This window comes from Tateyamaria armeniaca (assembly GCF_045797845.1).
GTDB classification, from domain to species: domain Bacteria; phylum Pseudomonadota; class Alphaproteobacteria; order Rhodobacterales; family Rhodobacteraceae; genus Tateyamaria; species Tateyamaria armeniaca.
This window is the reverse complement of sequence record NZ_JBHDIY010000002.1, coordinates 482,921-499,801: the sequence shown is the minus strand read 5'-3', so window position 1 is coordinate 499,801 and position 16,881 is coordinate 482,921. Positions and strand designations below refer to the sequence as shown.

General features: G+C 61.2%; 16 protein-coding genes. 7 read left to right on the top strand and 9 right to left on the bottom strand.

Annotated features, from left to right (window positions below; genetic code table 11):
• The 5 genes from ACERZ8_RS02480 to ACERZ8_RS02460 are packed head-to-tail and all read left to right on the top strand — an operon-like array spanning position 1 to position 5,711.
• The gene (locus ACERZ8_RS02480) at positions 1-1,491 is read left to right on the top strand and encodes a tripartite tricarboxylate transporter permease (RefSeq protein ID WP_407590539.1); all 1,491 of its coding nucleotides are present in this window, start codon (positions 1-3) and stop codon (positions 1,489-1,491) included.
• Between the two features lie 34 nt (positions 1,492-1,525).
• Positions 1,526-2,458 carry a tripartite tricarboxylate transporter substrate-binding protein gene (locus ACERZ8_RS02475; RefSeq protein ID WP_407590538.1) on the top strand — a complete coding sequence of 311 codons (933 nt, stop codon included), beginning with the start codon at positions 1,526-1,528 and terminating at the stop codon, positions 2,456-2,458.
• A 48-nt stretch (positions 2,459-2,506) separates the two neighbouring features.
• Entirely contained in the window at positions 2,507-3,220 is a 714-nt protein-coding gene (locus ACERZ8_RS02470) for a type 1 glutamine amidotransferase (RefSeq protein WP_407590537.1), read from the top strand.
• Positions 3,217-4,437, top strand: a complete 1,221-nt coding sequence (locus tag ACERZ8_RS02465) for a cytochrome P450 (RefSeq protein ID WP_407590536.1) — start codon at positions 3,217-3,219, stop codon at positions 4,435-4,437. Before ACERZ8_RS02470 ends, ACERZ8_RS02465 begins: the two co-directional genes overlap by 4 nt.
• Before the next feature lie 5 nt (positions 4,438-4,442).
• Positions 4,443-5,711 carry a type I glutamate--ammonia ligase gene (locus tag ACERZ8_RS02460; protein WP_407590535.1) on the top strand — a complete coding sequence of 423 codons (1,269 nt, stop codon included), beginning with the start codon at positions 4,443-4,445 and terminating at the stop codon, positions 5,709-5,711.
• Between the two features lie 54 nt (positions 5,712-5,765).
• Here the strand turns inward: ACERZ8_RS02460 and ACERZ8_RS02455 are convergent, their stop codons facing one another.
• Together ACERZ8_RS02455 and ACERZ8_RS02450 are read right to left on the bottom strand one after the other, a co-directional pair.
• Positions 5,766-6,506: an SDR family oxidoreductase gene (locus tag ACERZ8_RS02455; RefSeq protein WP_407590534.1), complete on the bottom strand. Its 741-nt coding sequence runs from the start codon at positions 6,504-6,506 to the stop codon at positions 5,766-5,768.
• Between the two features lie 3 nt (positions 6,507-6,509).
• Positions 6,510-7,145: a YceI family protein gene (locus tag ACERZ8_RS02450; RefSeq protein WP_407590533.1), complete on the bottom strand. Its 636-nt coding sequence runs from the start codon at positions 7,143-7,145 to the stop codon at positions 6,510-6,512.
• A 101-nt stretch (positions 7,146-7,246) separates the two neighbouring features.
• Here ACERZ8_RS02450 and ACERZ8_RS02445 point away from each other — a divergent pair, with 101 nt between their 5' ends.
• A complete protein-coding gene (locus ACERZ8_RS02445) occupies positions 7,247-8,149 on the top strand; it encodes a LysR family transcriptional regulator (protein WP_407590532.1) in 903 nt (300 codons plus the stop codon).
• Here the strand turns inward: ACERZ8_RS02445 and ACERZ8_RS02440 are convergent, their stop codons facing one another.
• The 5 genes from ACERZ8_RS02440 to ACERZ8_RS02420 all read right to left on the bottom strand — a co-directional run bounded on the left by ACERZ8_RS02440 (position 8,150) and on the right by ACERZ8_RS02420 (position 12,705).
• Entirely contained in the window at positions 8,150-9,067 is a 918-nt protein-coding gene (locus tag ACERZ8_RS02440) for a carbohydrate kinase family protein (protein WP_407590531.1), read from the bottom strand.
• A complete protein-coding gene (locus tag ACERZ8_RS02435; protein ID WP_407590530.1) occupies positions 9,064-9,681 on the bottom strand; it encodes a nucleoside/nucleotide kinase family protein in 618 nt (205 codons plus the stop codon). Before ACERZ8_RS02435 ends, ACERZ8_RS02440 begins: the two co-directional genes overlap by 4 nt.
• A 1-nt stretch (position 9,682) precedes the next feature.
• Entirely contained in the window at positions 9,683-10,450 is a 768-nt protein-coding gene (locus ACERZ8_RS02430) for an ATP-binding cassette domain-containing protein (protein WP_407590528.1), read from the bottom strand.
• Positions 10,450-11,517, bottom strand: a complete 1,068-nt coding sequence (locus tag ACERZ8_RS02425) for an ABC transporter permease (protein ID WP_407590527.1) — start codon at positions 11,515-11,517, stop codon at positions 10,450-10,452. The genes ACERZ8_RS02430 and ACERZ8_RS02425 overlap by 1 nt, the downstream gene beginning before the upstream one ends.
• Before the next feature lie 168 nt (positions 11,518-11,685).
• Entirely contained in the window at positions 11,686-12,705 is a 1,020-nt protein-coding gene (locus ACERZ8_RS02420) for a sugar ABC transporter substrate-binding protein (protein ID WP_407590526.1), read from the bottom strand.
• Positions 12,706-12,854: 149 nt separating this feature from the next.
• Between ACERZ8_RS02420 and ACERZ8_RS02415 the strand changes: the two genes are divergently transcribed.
• Positions 12,855-14,057, top strand: a complete 1,203-nt coding sequence (locus tag ACERZ8_RS02415; RefSeq protein WP_407590525.1) for an ROK family transcriptional regulator — start codon at positions 12,855-12,857, stop codon at positions 14,055-14,057.
• Positions 14,058-14,081: 24 nt separating this feature from the next.
• Here the strand turns inward: ACERZ8_RS02415 and ACERZ8_RS02410 are convergent, their stop codons facing one another.
• Positions 14,082-15,173, bottom strand: coding sequence for an ABC transporter ATP-binding protein (locus ACERZ8_RS02410; RefSeq protein WP_407590524.1), 1,092 nt, complete (start codon positions 15,171-15,173; stop codon positions 14,082-14,084).
• A gap of 52 nt (positions 15,174-15,225) precedes the next feature.
• Positions 15,226-16,881 (bottom strand): alpha-glucosidase, encoded by a 1,656-nt coding sequence (locus ACERZ8_RS02405; protein WP_407590522.1) that lies wholly within the window; start codon positions 16,879-16,881, stop codon positions 15,226-15,228.

The window sequence follows — 16,881 nt, the reverse complement described above, 5'->3', positions numbered from 1 at the left end:
ATGGAGGCGTTTTGGGCAGGTCTGGACAATCTGGCCAGCTGGCCCGTTCTGGTCGCGATTCTGATCGGGTCGGTTGGGGGGCTTGCCATCGGGGCGGTGCCCGGCATTGGCCCTGCCATCGCCATCGCCATCCTGTTGCCTGCAACGGTGTTCCTGGATGATCTGGTCAGCCTCGTGTTGCTGCTAGGGGTTTATGGCTCGTCCATGTATGGCGGGGCGATCCCGGCGATTCTGATCAACACACCCGGCACACCGGTCAATGCGCTGACGACCTATGACGGCTATGCGCTGACCCGGCGCGGAGAGGCGGCGCGCGCGCTGTCGCTGGCCTATGCTGCATCCTTCTTTGGCGGATGCTTTTCCATATTGCTGGGCCTGTCGGCGCTGATGCTGTTTGGCCCGTATCTGCGCGACCTTGGGGCGCTGTTCGGACAGCGAGACATCTTTATGGCCGCCGCATTGGGCGCCGTCCTGCTCGTGGCGGCGCACCGCAAGACGATGGGGATTGCCGCGCTGCTCTTTGGTCTCGGCTTTCTCATCTCGCTGGTGGGGCGACAGACCACGCGGCAGATCGACCGTTATACGTTCGATGTCGAATACCTCTTTCCCGGCTTCAACCTCATCGTGGTGATCGTGGGCATTTTTGCGATTTCGCAGGCCCTGTTCCTGCTGACGGGCAAAGACGCGGACCCGCCCGAGGCACGGCTGAAGGGTGGGTTGCTGCGCGGATTTGGTGAGTTGGGGCGGTTCAAACCCGTCGCGGCGATCAGTGCAGGATACGGCACGATCATGGGGATTATCCCCGGCGTGGGCGAGTTTGTAGCACAGTTCTTCAGCTACTCGACCGCGCGCGCCATATCGCGCGACCCCGGCAAGTTCGGGCGCGGCGCGCCTGACGGGCTGATCGCATCCGAGGCGTCCAACAATGCCGTGCCTGCGGCGGCCATGGTGCCCCTGCTGGCGCTAGGCGTGCCGGGCGAGGCGCTGACGGCCATGATGATGGTTGTGTTTTTCGACGCAGGGATCAAGCCGGGCCCGGACATATTCGAGAACAACCCGGATTTCCTGTTTTCGCTGTTTTTCGCGCTGCTCATCATCAACGTGCTGGTGGTGATCACGCTGCTGGTTTCGACACGCCATATTGCGCGGATCATCTATATTCCAAACCGCCTGCTGGGCGCGTTTATCCTGATCCTCGCCTTTGTCGGCGTGTTTTCGATCCGAAATTCGTTCACCGATTGCATGTTTGCAGCCGGGTTTGGGTTCCTCGGGTTTATCCTGCGCCGTCTGGACTGGCCCCTTGTGCCCATCGTGCTTGGCCTCGTCCTCGGCTCGATCATGATCGACAAGCTGACCGCCGGGTCCGGACAGATCAAAACCGTGTTCGATTTGGTCAACCGGCCTGTGTCGGGCACATTGTTCGTTGTTATCCTGATCGTGATCAGTGTCACGGTCTTCACCAGCCTTCGAAGCCGAAGGTTCGAGCATTAACTGAAAAAGCAAAACAAACTCAGGGAGAGTGACTATGAAAAAGCTTTTGACATCAGCAGCCTTCGCGCTTGCCGCGTTAAGCGGGCCTGCGCTGGCAGAATACCCGACGGGACCTGTACAGTTTATCGTGCCGTGGCCTCCGGGCGATTTCGAGGACATCCTGACACGGATGATCGCCGCAGACATGGCCGAAGCGACGGGCCAGCCTGCGTCTGTCGTGAACCGCCCCGGTGGCGGCGATGGCCCGTTCCCCGGCGCGCTTGAAGTGCTGAATGCCCCCAATGACGGATCGGTCATTGGCTCTTTCGTGATTGGTGTGCCGATTGTCGGCCCGAAGATCGACATCGGTATCGAGGAAGACAGTTTCGTACCGGTGGGCATCTTTCTGACTTATCCGTTTGTGCTGGCCGCCTCTGGTGACGCGCCCTATTCCAACATGGCGGAACTGGCTGAACACGCACAGGATAATGACGTCGTGCTGGGCCACTTCGGTGCGGGCCTGACACCCACCGCCGTGTCCATGGCCGCCGCCGTCAAGATGGGGTTCGAGTTCGCTGATGACAGTGCGTTCGATCTGCTGGACTGCAACACGCTGTCCTCGGGCGATGCGGATGTGATCAACACAACGCTCGCGCTGATCGAACCCTGCCTTGGCGACATCAACGTCTTGGGCAATATCGGGGCCGATCCGATTGCCAAACTGGACGGTGTCGAAACTGTCGCGGCGCAATCCGGTGTGAATGATATCGAACTTTGGAACGGGTTGTTCGTGACCAAGGGCACCCCCCAAGAGGTGATCGACACCATCGCTGCCGTGGCCGCAGAAACGATGGCGTCCCCCGAGGCACAGGCGCTGATGGCGGAAACCGGGGCTGCTGTGTACTGGCAAGGTCAGGACGAGGCGCAGGCGCGTATCGAGGCGGATCGCGCGAAATCAGCCGAGATCAACGAGATCCTTGGCCGTTGAACTGATGGGGCGGCCCTTTCGGGTCGCCCCTTCGCAGCAGGTAGTCATATGGCCCGTCTGAAACTCGGCATTCTGCAAGTGAACCACGACCGTTCGGTCGAGGTCGGCGATGCGTTTCCTGACGACGCGCACCGCTTTCGCGACCTGTTTGATCAACAGGATCAACGCTTTGCCTATCGTGTCTACATGACGATTGGAGGCGAGGTGCCGGCAGATGTGAACGAACAGGATGCCTATCTGATCACCGGTTCGCCGCTGAGTGTGCTGGATGATCTGGCCTTCCTGCCTGCGCTTTATGATTTCATCAGGGGGTGTGACGCGGCACGCAAACCGCTGGTGGGTGCGTGTTTTGGTCATCAGGCGATTGCAGTTGCGCTGGGGGGGCAGGTGGCGCGGCAGGACTGGAACATCGGGATCGACCGGGTCGAGATCACGCGGACGCTGCCCTACATGCTGCCACCCGCAGACAATCTGAACCTTTACCAGTTTCACCACGACGCGGTGACGCAACTGCCCGCGGGATGCGAGAGCTATGCCCGTTCCGCCAAATGTGCAGTCGCCGGGTTCACCAAGGGCAGCCATATCCTGACCACGCAGGCGCATCCCGAATTCACTGACCCGTTCATGCGTTGCGTGCTCGATTTCACCAAACCCGTGCTGACGCCCGCGCAAATGGCTGAAACCGAGGCGACACTGACTGCCCGCAATGATGGCGCTGTGTTCGCCCGGTGGGCCACCTGCTTTTTCGGAGGGACGCCGTGAAGAATTTGGCCGATCACGACAGCTTTGTGGACGGGGTGCCGCACGCCACGTTCGCCCAGATGCGACGCGACGTTCCGGTCCACTGGACGCCGGATCATGGCGGTGACCGCGGGTTTTGGTCGCTCACGCGCTACGCCGACATCATGGCTGCGCAAAAGGATCCGGGCACATTTTCCAGCGCCCAAGGCATCCGGATCGAAGATCAAAGCCGTGAAGAATACCTCGCCCGCCGCACCTTTCAGGAAACGGACCCGCCGGAACACACCGCGACGCGGCGCATCGTCAATCCGGCCTTTGCCAAGCCTGTGATGGCCGGGTTCGAACAGCTGATCCGTGATCTGGCCCGTGACATCGTGGATGAAGCGCTTGCCCATGCCGAGTTTGACGGGGTCGAGCACATCGCCAAGCGCCTGCCAATGCTGATGCTGGGCCGCATTCTGGGGGTGCCGGACGCTGATCTTGATTGGCTGGTGGAGCGGGGCGATGCGCTGATCGGGAACACGGACCCGGATTTCACCACCACCGTCATCGACAAGGTCAACACGGACGCCTACGCCATGATGCCCTTCCGCTCGCCTGCGGGTGTGGAGTTGTATGACTATGCCCAGCAGATCCTTGATGGATCGCGCGCAGTGGACGATGCGGGCATTCTGGCGCGCGTGCTGCAGGCCGAAGGCGGCGCCATTCACGGGCAGGATTTCAAGAACTTTTTCTGCCTTCTGGTGGCCGCGGGGAACGACACGACGCGCTATTCCATCGCCATGGCGCTTTGGCTGCTCACCCAGCAAAAGGACTTGCTGGGTCAGTTGCAATCCGGTGCGGTTTGGGACACCTGCGCGGACGAGTTCATCCGCGTTGCCTCCCCCACCTTGCACTTTCGCCGCACGGCCACGCGGGATGTCGAAATGCACGGGCAAACGATCCGCGAAGGCGACAAGGTGCTGATGTGGTTCGTGTCAGGCAGTCGTGATGAAACCGTGTTCGACGACCCCAACACCGCGCATCTTGATCGTAGTCCGAACCGCCATGTTGCCTTTGGGCAAGGTGGCCCGCATGTGTGCCTTGGCATGTGGCTGGCCAAGCTGGAACTGAAGGTCGTGTTGCAGGAACTTGCCTCGCGCATCTCGGGCCTTGAGGCCACATCCGCGCCGACCTGGACCCGTTCGAATTTTATCTGCGGGGTCAAATCGCTGACCCTGCGCCCAAAATTGAAGTGACGCCCATGACCCAACGCACCCGTGTTCTGTTCTGTGATCTGCTCAACCTGCCGCGAGGCAAATATGTGCCGTCAGAGGTCGCTGCTGGCGGCAAGATCGGCTTTGCAAGGGGCGTGTTCGGCACGACCTTTGATCGCGACTTGATCCCTGTGCCGGGGGCAGGCGTGTTTGATGGCATTCCGGATGTCGAACTGGTTCTGGATGGTGCCCGTCGCCCCGACTGGCAGGCAGATACAGAGATTGCCCTTGGCACGCTGCACGTCGATGGCAAACCCTTTGGTCTGTGCGCGCGCGCGCGTTTGCAGGCCACTGTCGCGGAGTGGCAGGCCCGCGGGCTCACTCCGAAAATCGGTCTGGAGATGGAGGCTTACGTCTTTGAGCAGGACGCAGATGGGGTGTGGACTCCGTATGACACGCCCGGCGCCTTTGTTTACGGAACGGGGCCGCAGAACGACCCGAAGGGTCTGATGAACGCCCTGTGGACAACAGCGCAGGAGGTCGGCCTGCCGATCGAGTCGATGAACGGCGAATATGACAACGGGCAGTTCGAACTGACGATGCAGTTCGATGATGCCGTGGCGGGCTGTGATGCCGCGTTCCTGTTCAAGACCATGGCGCGCGAAGTGGCGGCAGGTCTGGGTCTGTTGCTTACCTTTTTGCCCAAACCAATTCCTGATCGGGGCGGGTCGGGCCTGCACGTCAACTTCAGCTTCGCGGATGAAAGCGGGGCCAATGTGATCGCGGCGGATGGGGCGCTGTCTGATGTGGCCAAAGGGTGTATTGCTGGGCTGATCCATCACCACGAGGGGCTGGCCGGACTGCTTGCGATGACTGTGAACAGCTATGATCGGCTGGGGCCTGCGTCGATGGCTGGTTACTGGGCGAACTGGGCTGACGATCACCGTCTGGTCACGGTCCGCTCGACCGTGGCCTCGCCGAAATCTGCGCGTCTGGAACATCGCATGGCGGACTGCGCCACCAACCCCTACCTTGCGGTGACGGCGGTGTTGCAGGCGGCATTGCTTGGGGTTGAAAACGAGTATGCGCTGCCTGAGGCCGAGGATCTGGACGGGCTCGAAAATGTGCGCGCGACCCGCCATGTTCCCTCCGCGCTGGACCGGGCCTTGGATGCGCTCGACGCTGATAAACCTCTGCGTATGGCGGTCGGAGAAGAGATCTGCGATGCCGTCATCTTCCTGAAGCAGGACGAATGGAAGCGGTTGAAAGACAAGTCGGTGGATGAGGTGCGCGACTACTATCTGCCTTTTGTCTGAGAGTTCGGAACAGTTGCGGTATGACGGACCATTCCGCCGCGCACCGGGTCTGTGTCACAGCGGGGGCAGTCCGGCCGCCGCTCTTCCTTCCTCGGTCTTGAGGGAAAAGTCCGTGCCGCAATACGCGTCGCCCTTCGGGCCCAGCAGAACGGCAATCGCCTGACCGACCCACTCCGGGGGGATGTGCGCCTCCCATCCCAATTGGCTGACCGGGTTGATCCCGCTGGCGGCGATCTTGCGCTGCATGTCCGTGGCGACTGTGCCGGGGCTCAGGCCAATCACGCGCACGCCGGCGCTGCGCATTTCTTTGTCCGCGACACGGGTCAGTGACAGGACGGCGGCCTTGGTCGCGCAATAGTGGCTCCACCCTTCCAGCGCGGAAGTGGCCGCCCCGGACGAGATGTTGATAATCGTGCCGGATCCGCGTTCAATCATACCCGGAAGGACGGCGCGCAAGGCGTGATATACCCCTTTGACGTTTACGTCGACAACACGTCCCCACGCGCCCGGGTCGCTGTCCGCCAGCCGCGCAATCGGATCGATCAGGCCTGCGTTGTTGATCAATGTGTCGATGGGGCCAGTGGCCTCTATCAGTGCGCGCACTTGTGCAAAGTCACTGACATCGCATGGAAAAGCGCGCCCTCCCGTTTCCTGCGCCAGCTTTGCCAGCGCCTCTGCCGAGCGTGCGGCAAGGACAACATGCGCGCCCATTCCGGCCAGTGTGCGCGCTGTTGCTGCGCCGATGCCCTTGCTTGCCCCGGTGATCAGGACAGTCTTGCCTTTGACGTGGTCCAACGCTCAACGCCCCCATGTGCAGGGGATGTTGGTGTCGGGTAAGCCTGCGCATTGCACGAGGTCTAAATGCAGGTCCAGATCGACGCTCAGACCCGTGGGGCTGTCAAGAAAAGCAATGAAATCCATGCCGTGATCCAGCCGCAGGATCTCTCCGGTCGCCTCAAACCCGACGACGCGGACCTCGTCATAGTTGGGGATGAAATCGGGATAGGTCCGGTCGCGCACCATGGTGAATTCAAGTGTGATGGGCGCCGTTTGCCCGCGCACTGTCAGATCGCCTGTCAATTTGCCGCTGGTGGGGGTCAGCATCAGGATTTCTGTCGAGGTGAACGTGATCTGCGGCGCGTTCTCGGCGTCCAGATAGTCAGCGTGGCGCAGATGCGCGTCGCGTTCCGGATGGTTGCTGTCGATACTTTCCGCATCGATTGTGAAAGTGATTTTGGAATTCGCTGGGTTGTCCTCATCAATGAGAAATGTGCCGTCAAACGTGTTGAAGCGGCCCACTGTACGGCTGAGGCCCATGTGATTGATTTCCCAACCGATATGCGCGTGGCCAAGGTCGAGTGTCCATTCTGTCGGGGCCGCCTGAGCGGGCAGGGTGCCCATCAGCAGGGCGGCGAGGGGGAGGGTGCGGATCATGACGGGTTTTCCTTCAGGTTTGGTGATGACAGTGGTTTAACCCGTGCAAAATTTGCAAAAAATGCTGCAAAACCCACTACTATCGTGCAATAATCACATTAATGGACACGAATGCCCTCAGAACCCTGCAGCTTGTTGCGCATCACGGCAGCTTTGCCGGGGCCGCCCGCGTGCTGGACATCGACCCATCGTCTGTCAGTCGCATTGTCGCCGGGGTCGAGGCGCAGTTGGGATTGCGCCTGTTTCAGCGGTCCACCCGCCAGTTGACGGTGACAGAGGCTGGCGCGCTGTATCTGGGCCGGATCGGGCCGCTGCTGGATGACCTTGATCTGGCGCGGGATGCGGCGGCACAGGTTGGCGCGCAGCCAAGTGGGCGCGTGCGGCTGACGGCCTCCGTGGCCTTCGGGCAGGAGGTGATCGTACCTCGTCTGGCGGCCCTGCATGACGCATTGCCGGAGATCGAATTAGAGATGCTGCTGAGCGATCAGCCGGTGGACCTGGTGGCAGCGCAAGTTGATCTGGCGGTCCGCTTGGCCCCTGCGCCCAAGGGTGATCTGATCAGCACGCGCTTGATGACCACACGCTATCGTGTGGTTGCGTCCAGCGCGTGGGTGGCGCAGTTCGGAATGCCCGAAGGCCCCGAGGCACTGCGCGACCTTGCATGTCTACGCATGACACTGCCCGAGTATCGCACCGAATGGCGGTTCCGCCGCAACGACGCAGCGGTCATTGTACCGGTGAGCGGCCCCTTCTTGATCTCAAACGCTTTGGCGCTGCGGGCCGCGGCCCGCGACGGATTAGGCCCTGCATTGCTGGCGGACTGGATGACGGATGATGACGTGAGCCAAGGCACTTTGATCGACCTGTTTCCGGCTCACGATGTCACCGCGACCGCATTCGATACTGGCGCGTGGATGCTTTATCCCAGTCGGGCCTACCTGCCGGCCAAAGTGCGCGCGGTGATGGATTTCCTGCGCCGACAAGTGCGGCTGGGGCGCGCCTGATCAGGCCAGTTCGCTGGCCCATGGCGGGTTTGCCCCTGCGCGAGACACTGTGACGGCTGCGGCGCGTGCTGCAAGTGTCAGCATGTCGTGCAGGATCGCTTCGGGCAGATCGGCTATCGCGGCGGGGTGCAGCGCGTCGGCCGCACGCAATGCCGCAAGACAGCCTGCGTTGAACGTATCCCCGGCACCGACGGTATCCACGACCGTCGCCTTTTGCGCAGCCACGTGCAGGTGCCGCCCGCCTTGCAGATAGACCGTGGCCCCATCCCCGCCTTCGGTGAGCAGGAACATCTTTGGCCCGCGTGCAAGGATCGCCTGCGCCTTGTCGGCCAGCGATGCAGTCCCCGGTTCGATCCAGTTCAGATCGTCATCGGACAGTTTGATGATGTCAGCCCGCCCGATCAGCGCGTTGAGGCGGGCGCGGTAGCCGTCGTGATCCGAGACAAAGCTGGGCCTGATATTGGGATCGGCCATCACCAGACGGCGTTCGGGCTGTGCCAAGGCAAGGGTCAACAGGCTGTCGGCCACGGGCGGGTTGCAAAGCGATATGCCGCCAAAAAACATCGCCTCGGTTTCCGGCGGTGCGGGATCGATGTCATCCGGGCGGATTTCGCGGGTGGCCGTGCCTTCGTCGTAGAACGTGTAGGTGGCCTGCCCCTCGTCCAGATGCACAAAGGCCAGCGTGGTGTTGCGTGCACTGCGCACCGCGTAGGCGGTGGAGACATTGCTGGCGGTCATATGCTCCGCAATCATCGCCCCGAACGGATCGGAGGACAGGCCTGTGATCAGCCCGGTCGAGACACCCAGACGCCCCAGGGCGATAGCGGTGTTCAGCACGGCCCCGCCCACATGGGGCGTGTAGGCTCCGGCTTCGTTCGGGATCATGTCGATCAACGCTTCGCCGCAGCACAGGATCATTGGGGCACCTCCGTCCAGATAATGTCAGCCGGGGCCGACTTGCTTTGTACAGTCGTGATGTTGGGCACGTCGTTTGTGTCGATCCAGGCTTGCGCGCCCGGTTTGCCATGTTCGACCCAGCGGGCCTTAAGACGGTCGATCAATAGCTCCATCGGCGGGTTGAGCGCAATGGACAGGGCCCAGAGATCGTGCAGTTGGTCCCATGGCGACATGTTGAGCAGCAGGTAGTTGCCTTCGACGATCACGGTCTTGCAGCTGGCCGGAACGCGGCCCGCGCCTGCGATGGCAATCTCGCGGCTGCGGTCGAAAATGGGGTAGATAACCGGATCGGGGGATTGCAGGGCCCTGATCATGCGCACAAAACCGTCTGCATCAAAGGTGTTCGGCGCGCCCTTGCGGTTCTGGGTGCCGTCCTGTTGCAACAGCCGGTCGTCGAGGTGAAAGCCGTCCATGGGCACGACTGCCGCCGCTTCGCCCTGTGTCGTCAGATGCGCGGCCAGAGCCTGCGCCACAGTGCTTTTGCCGCTTGCGGGCGGGCCCGCGACGGCCACGAGCCGCCGGTGCGGGGCGGGTGGCTGCGCGAGGATGCGCGCGCAGATCTGGTCGAGGGTCATGTCAGGCCGCCATCTCCGGAACCGCGGCGCCGGTCATATAGGCCACGGCGTCGGACATGGAATGGTCTTTTGGGTCGATCACACAAAGCCGCCGCCCGAGGCGATGCACATGAATACGGTCGGCAATTTCGAACACGTGCGGCATGTTGTGGCTGATCAGGATGATCGGGATGCCACGGCTGCGCACGTCCTGGATCAGTTCCAGCACCTTGCGGCTTTCCTTGACCCCGAGCGCGGCAGTAGGTTCATCGAGGATCACCACCTTTGATCCAAAGGCCGCGGCGCGGGCCACGGCGACGCCCTGACGCTGACCACCCGAAAGGGATTCGACCGCCTGATTGATGTTCTGGATGGTGGCAAGGCCCAGTTCAGACAGCTTTTCGCGGGCAAACTTTTCCATCGCCGACTTGTCGAGCTGGCGGAATACCTTGCCCATGATCCCCGGTTTGCGCAGCTCGCGCCCCATGAACATGTTGTCGGCAATCGACAGGGCAGGGGACATGGCCAGCTGTTGGTATACCGTTTCGATGCCCATGTCGCGGGCCTCAATGGGGGAACGGAACTTGATTTCCTTGCCTTCCAGCCAGACCTGTCCTTCGTCCGGGATGGTCGCCCCTGACACCGCCTTGATCATCGAGGACTTTCCGGCCCCGTTGTCGCCGATCACCGCAAGGATTTCGCCGGGGTAGAGGTCGAAGTCGGCATGATCAAGTGCCGTCACCTTGCCGTAGCGTTTGACCAGATTGCGTGCTTTGAGAATGGGTTCCATTATGCGCTCACTTCCCGGATCCACTGATCCACGGCGACGGCTGCGATGATGAGCAACCCAATCAACATGAAGGTCCATTGCGGATCAGCGCCCGCCATGCGCAGACCCAATTCAAAGACGCCCACGATCAGCGCGCCGAACAACGCGCCTGCAATCGATCCGCGCCCGCCAAACAGGGATATCCCGCCAATCACAACGGCCGTGATGGCCTGAATGTTGCCAATGACCCCCGTCGTCGCAGAGGGCGAGATGGACCCGAAACGCCCGATCATCACCCAACCTGCCAGCCCACAGATCAGCCCGGCTGCCATGTAGACGGACATGTAGGTCTTGTGCACATCAACGCCTGAAAGCTGCGCCGCCTCGGGGTCATCCCCCACGGCATAAACGTGTCGCCCCCACGCGGTCGAGCGCAGCGCATAGGCGAGCCCCACGAACAAAAGGATCATCAGCACCACGCCCAGTGTAAAGGTCGCCCCGCCAAATTGCAGCTTTGTGCCGAGGAATTGCAGGAACGCCGCGTCAGCCTCGATGTCCTGACTGCGGATGGTTTCGTTTGAGGAATAAAGGTAGTTCGCCGCCAGCACGATCTGCCACATGCCCAACGTCACGATGAAGGGGGGCAGTTTCATGCGGCTGACCAGCCAGCCACTGATGGCCCCAAGGGCTGTGCCGACCGTAAGACCGATGGCAACCGAGACTGCGGGTGGGATGCCGTAACTGAACGTCGCCTTGCCCATGACCACGGTGCACAGCACTGCGATGGCTCCGACGCTCAGGTCGATCCCGGCAGTCAGGATGATCAATGTCTGGGCTGCGGCCAGAACGCCCACGATCTGCACCTGCTGCAGGATCAGTGTCAGCGCGAAGGGCGAGAAAAAGCGAGAGCCGAGAAGGACGCCGAACAGGATCACGGAAAACAGCAGGACGATCAGCGGCACAAGCGATGGTGTCTGGTGCAATCGGTTTTGCAAACGTCCGACAAGGCCAGTGCGCGTGTCTTCGAACTGAGCGACCGCATCGACGGCGCTGCTGGCTGCAGATTCGTGGTTGTCAGATGGTGACATTGGGCTTCCCTTCCTGACGGCGTGAAAAGGGGCAGGCGAATGGCCCGCCCCTTGATGGTCTTGGAGTTCGGTTCCCGAAGGGGATCATCCCCGGAGAGCCGCCTGTGATTGTCTCAAACGCCCCACCGGAGCGCTTGCGCCGGGACCGCAGCCCCGGCGTTCAGACACTCACCCCCAGCAGCGGTCGGTACCTTCGGCAACCGAGATGCTTTCGACGCCATCGGCAGGCTGATCTGTGACCAGCGAGACGCCTGTGTCAAAGAAGTTCTTGCCTTCGGTCGCTTCGGGCTTGGTGCCATCCTTGGCCCAGGCTGCAATCGCTTCGATCCCAAGGGATGCCATCAGCAATGGGTATTGCTGCGATGTGGCACCGATCACGCCTTCGGCCACGTTCTGGACGCCGGGGCAACCACCGTCCACGGACACGATCAGCACGTCGTTTTCACGTCCGATGGCCCGCAGTGCCTCGTAAGCACCCGCAGCCGCAGGTTCGTTGATCGTGTAGACCACGTTGATGAAGGGATCGATGGCCAGCAGGTTCTCCATCGCGCGACGCCCGCCTTCTTCGTTGCCAGATGTCACGTCGTGGCCAACGATGCGTGGATCGTCTTCATCACCCCATTTGCTGGGATCCTTGATGTCGATGCCAAAGCCGGTCAGGAAGCCCTGATCGCGCAGAACGCCAACCGTGGGCTGGCTGATGGCCAGATCCAGCATGCCGATCTTGGCATTGGAGGCCTCGTCGCCCAGCGTGGCGGCGGCCCATTTGCCGATCAACTCACCAGCAAGGAAGTTGTCAGTCGCGAATGTCATGTCCGCCGCGTCGATGGGCTCAAGCGGGGTGTCGAGTGCGATGACCAGCAGGCCGGCATCCCGTGCCTGTTGGACAACGGGCGAGATGGACGATGTGTCGGACGCAGTCAGCAGGATACCGTCGGCACCGTTCGCGATGCAGGTTTCAATCGCCTGCACTTGCGTTTCATGGTCACCGTCGACCTTGCCCGCATAGGAATTGAGGGTAATGCCAAGCTCTTCCGCCTTGGCCGCCGCGCCTTCGCGCATCTTCACGAAGAACGGGTTCGTGTCGGTTTTCGTGATCAGGCAGGCCGAGGGGCTGTGGCCATCCGCGAATGCCGCACCCGCCATTGCCGTCATGGCACAGGCCGTGCCGAGAAGTAGTTTCTTCATGGTATCCTCCCAAGTTGTTGGTCAATCCGGGCCTCCACCCGACGTCGACTGCCCTTAGGGAAACGCGATTCTGATCTGGTGTCAATTAATAAATAAACTTGATTTATTAACTCCGCTGAGTCTGAATATGCGGCGGGGAGAGATTGGTCATGACAGTCGACCATGTGCGCAAGCTGTCTGGTGGCATCAATCAGACCGGCGTGCGCGCTTACAACGAACGGTTGCTGCTTTCGATTCTGCAACGCAACGGAGCCTTGCCCGGCAGTGATCTGGCACGGCGCACCGGCCTGTCGCCGCAGACAGCGTCGGTCATTTTGCGCAAGCTGGATCATGACGGGTTGTTGCGGAAGGGCGAGCCGGTCAAAGGCAAAGTCGGCAAACCGTCGGTGCCGTATGCGCTGAATGCCGATGGTGTGTATTCCATCGGTCTCAAGGTGGGTCGGCGCAGTGCCGATCTGGTTGTGCTCGATCTGCTGGGCCGTGTGCGCCAGCAAATTCGTGAAACCTATGACTATCCCTTGCCGGAAACCGTGTTTGGATTTCTGCGCTCAGGATATGCCAGCCTGATCGATGACATGCCCCAAGAAATGCGCAGCCGCCTGTGTGGTATCGGCGTTGCTGCCCCGTTCGAGTTGTGGAACTGGCACGAACTGATCGGCGCTCCGGCAGCGGACTTTGCCGCGTGGCGTGATGCGGATTTTGTTGCAGAGGCTGCCGAGATCACCGGCCTGCCGGTTCATATGGTGAATGACGCGACTGCCGCTTGCCGCGCTGAACATATTTTTGGCATCGGCCGCGAATTTCGCGACTACGTGTATTTCTTTGTCGGCGCCTTCATCGGCGGGGGCATCGTGCTGGATCATGCGGTGTTCGAGGGCAATCAACGCAATGCCGGTGCCTTTGGCCCGTTGCCCGTGGCAGATATTAACGGCGTCGAACGTCAGTTGATTGCGCTGGCATCCATCAGCACGCTTGAGCAATCCCTTGCCAAAGCTGGCGAGGATCCCCGCCAGCTTTGGCAACGGCCGCAGGACTGGTCGCATTGGCCCGCGCACGTAGAGCCATGGCTGGATCAGGCCGCGCAGGCCCTTGCCACGGCCATGATCGCGTGCTGTTCAATCATCGATTTTGAGGCGGTGGTGATTGATGGTGCCTTGCCTGCCGCAGTGCGCCAGCGTTTGATCGAACTGACGCGCAAGTATCTGGCAAAGAAGGACATGCGCGGGTTGATTGCCCCGGTCATCGTCGAAGGACATATCGGTGGAAATGCCCGCGGGATCGGGGCCGCGGCAGGCCCCATCATCAGTCAGTTGATGCTGGATCGCTCTGCCGCGATGTTTGATCACGGATAGGCGGGGCGCACCCCGCCTGCCCAATCAACGATAGTGCAGCGACTGGCCGTTGGCGAACAACTGCACCTTTTCAGGGACGGCTGTGACCTTGACTGTCTTGCCGCGCAGGCCCTGATGGATGCCCGGCATCTTGGCCAGAACCGGTTCTGCGCCACCTTCCGATTTGAAATACAGGATGGTCACTTCGCCCAAGGCTTCGGTGAAATCCACGACCCCTTCATAGACCGCGTCATCACTTGTCGTCACGGTCATATCCTCGGGGCGCACGCCGACATTGACCTTCAGGCCCTTGTCCGCATCCGTCGTGGGCACACTCGAAGAAATGACATGACCGGTGGCCATCTTGATCTTGGTCTGCGCACCAGTTTCGACAACCTCACCGGGCAGCAGGTTCATGGCGGGTGAGCCGATGAACTGCGCAACAAATTCGTTTTCGGGGCGTTCATACAGTTGCAGCGGCGTGCCGACCTGCGCGATGCCCTTGTTGGCCAGCACGACGATCCGGGTGGCCAGTGTCATCGCCTCGACCTGGTCGTGGGTGACGTAGATCATGGTGCTGTCGGGCATGGATTCCTTGAGCTGCGCGATCTCGATCCGGGTGGCGACGCGCAAGGCGGCATCAAGGTTCGAAAGCGGTTCGTCAAACAGGTACACCTTGGGATCACGCACGATGGAACGGCCGATGGCAACCCGCTGACGCTGCCCGCCCGACAGGGCCTTGGGCAGACGATCAAGGTAGGGTTCAAGTTGCAGGATACGCGCGGCCTTGTCGACGGCGGCGTTGATTTCCTCGTTCGACTTCTTCGCCAGTTTCAGTGCGAACGTCATGTTGTCGCGCACCGTCATGTGCGGGTAAAGCGCGTAGGACTGGAACACCATCGCGATGCCGCGCTGCGCCGGGGGTACATTGTTCACCACCGTGCCGTCGATTTCGAGCGTGCCGTCCGAAATGCTCTCCAGCCCCGCGATCATGCGCAAAAGCGTGGACTTGCCACATCCCGACGGGCCGACAAAGACGATCAGCTCGCCCTTTTCGATGTCGAGATTGATCTCCTTGAGCACATTGACCGTGCCGCCGTACGTCTTGGCAACATCTGTAAGTTTCAAGTCAGCCATGGTCGTCCCCTCCCGTGGACGCGCCCGCTGGTTCGGGCGCTTGTTGATATCTTCAGGTCTTGCGCGCCAGAGCCACTTGCCAGGGCCCCAGGTGCAGTTTGTTGTCAGCGCCGGGTCCGATACTTCCCAACTCGGCGCCTATGGTGACCCATGTGCCATCCGGCAGATCATGGGCCGCGGTTGTTTCGCTCAGATTGACGGCGCAGAAAATCTCGTCGCCCTCGTGCTGGCGGATGAAATGGACCACGTCACCGGTGGCCTTCACACCGTCATGTCCGCCCTTTTGCAAGGCGCGGTGGGTTTTTCGAAAGCCGATGGCCTTGCGGTAATGGTGCAGCAGCGATCCCGGATCAGCCTCTTGCGCGGCAACGGAATTGTGCGCGTGTTCGGGGCTGACGGGCAGCCACGGATCACCGGTGGTAAAGCCCGCATTCCGGTTGGATGCTTCCCACGCCATCGGCGTGCGGCACCCGTCGCGGCCCTTGAATTCGGGCCAGAATTCGATGCCGTACGGGTCCTGCAAATCCTCAAAAGCGACGTCGGCCTCGTGCAGCCCCAGCTCTTCGCCCTGATAGATGCAGGTCGAGCCGCGCAGGCACATCATCAGCGTTGACAGTGCCCGTGCCGCCGCCGGTGACAAATCCCAGCGCGTCATGTGTCGGATCACGTCGTGGTTGGAAAACGCCCAGCAGGCCCAGCCATCGCTGACCAGCCGGTCCACGTCACCCATCACCTTAACGATGCGGTCTGCCGTCGGCATTGTAGGCGACAGCAACTCAAAGCTGTAGCACATATGCACGCGGTTATCGCCGGTCGTGTATTCGCCCATGATCTCAAGGCCCATCTGGGCATCGCCGACTTCGCCCACGGCGGCGGCGGCATCGTATTCCTCAAGCACTGCGCGGAACCGTTCGAGAAAGGCGAGGTTCTCGGGCTGGTTCTTGGAATAAAGGTGCAGCTGGTGGTTATAAGGGTTCACGCTGGGCGCAATCGTGGCGTCCCGCTGTTCTTTGGGCAACGCAGGGTTCGAGCGCAGTTCCTTGTCGTGGACATAGAAGTTGATCGTGTCCAGCCGGAAGCCGTCCACACCCCGGTCCAGCCAGAACCGCACCACGTCCAGCAGCGCATCCTGCACTTCGGGGCAGTGGAAATTCAGATCGGGCTGCGATGTCAGGAAATTGTGCAGGAAATACTGTTCGCGCCGCCCGTCCCACTGCCAGGCAGAGCCGCCAAAGATCGAAAGCCAGTTGTTGGGTGGCGTGCCGTCATCCTTGGGTTCGGACCAGACGTACCAGTCGGCTTTTTCGTTGACGCGGTCCGCACGGCTTTCCTTGAACCACGGGTGTTCGTCGGACGTGTGCGACAGCACCAGATCGATCATCACGCGCAGGCCAAGGCTGTGGGCCGTTTCGGTCAGGACGTCGAAATCGGACATGGTGCCGAACATCGGGTCGATCCCGCGATAATCCGACACGTCGTATCCAAAATCCTTCATCGGCGACGTGAAGAAGGGCGAAATCCAGATCGCATCGACACCCAGCGACGCAATGTAGGGCAGGCGCTGGGTAATGCCGTTCAGATCACCGATCCCGTCGCCATTGCTGTCCTGAAAGCTGCGCGGATAGATCTGATAGATCACCGCACCACGCCACCAGTCCTTGTCGGCTACAAGCGCTTTGCCCATGTCGATATCAGCCCTTTCGTTCAT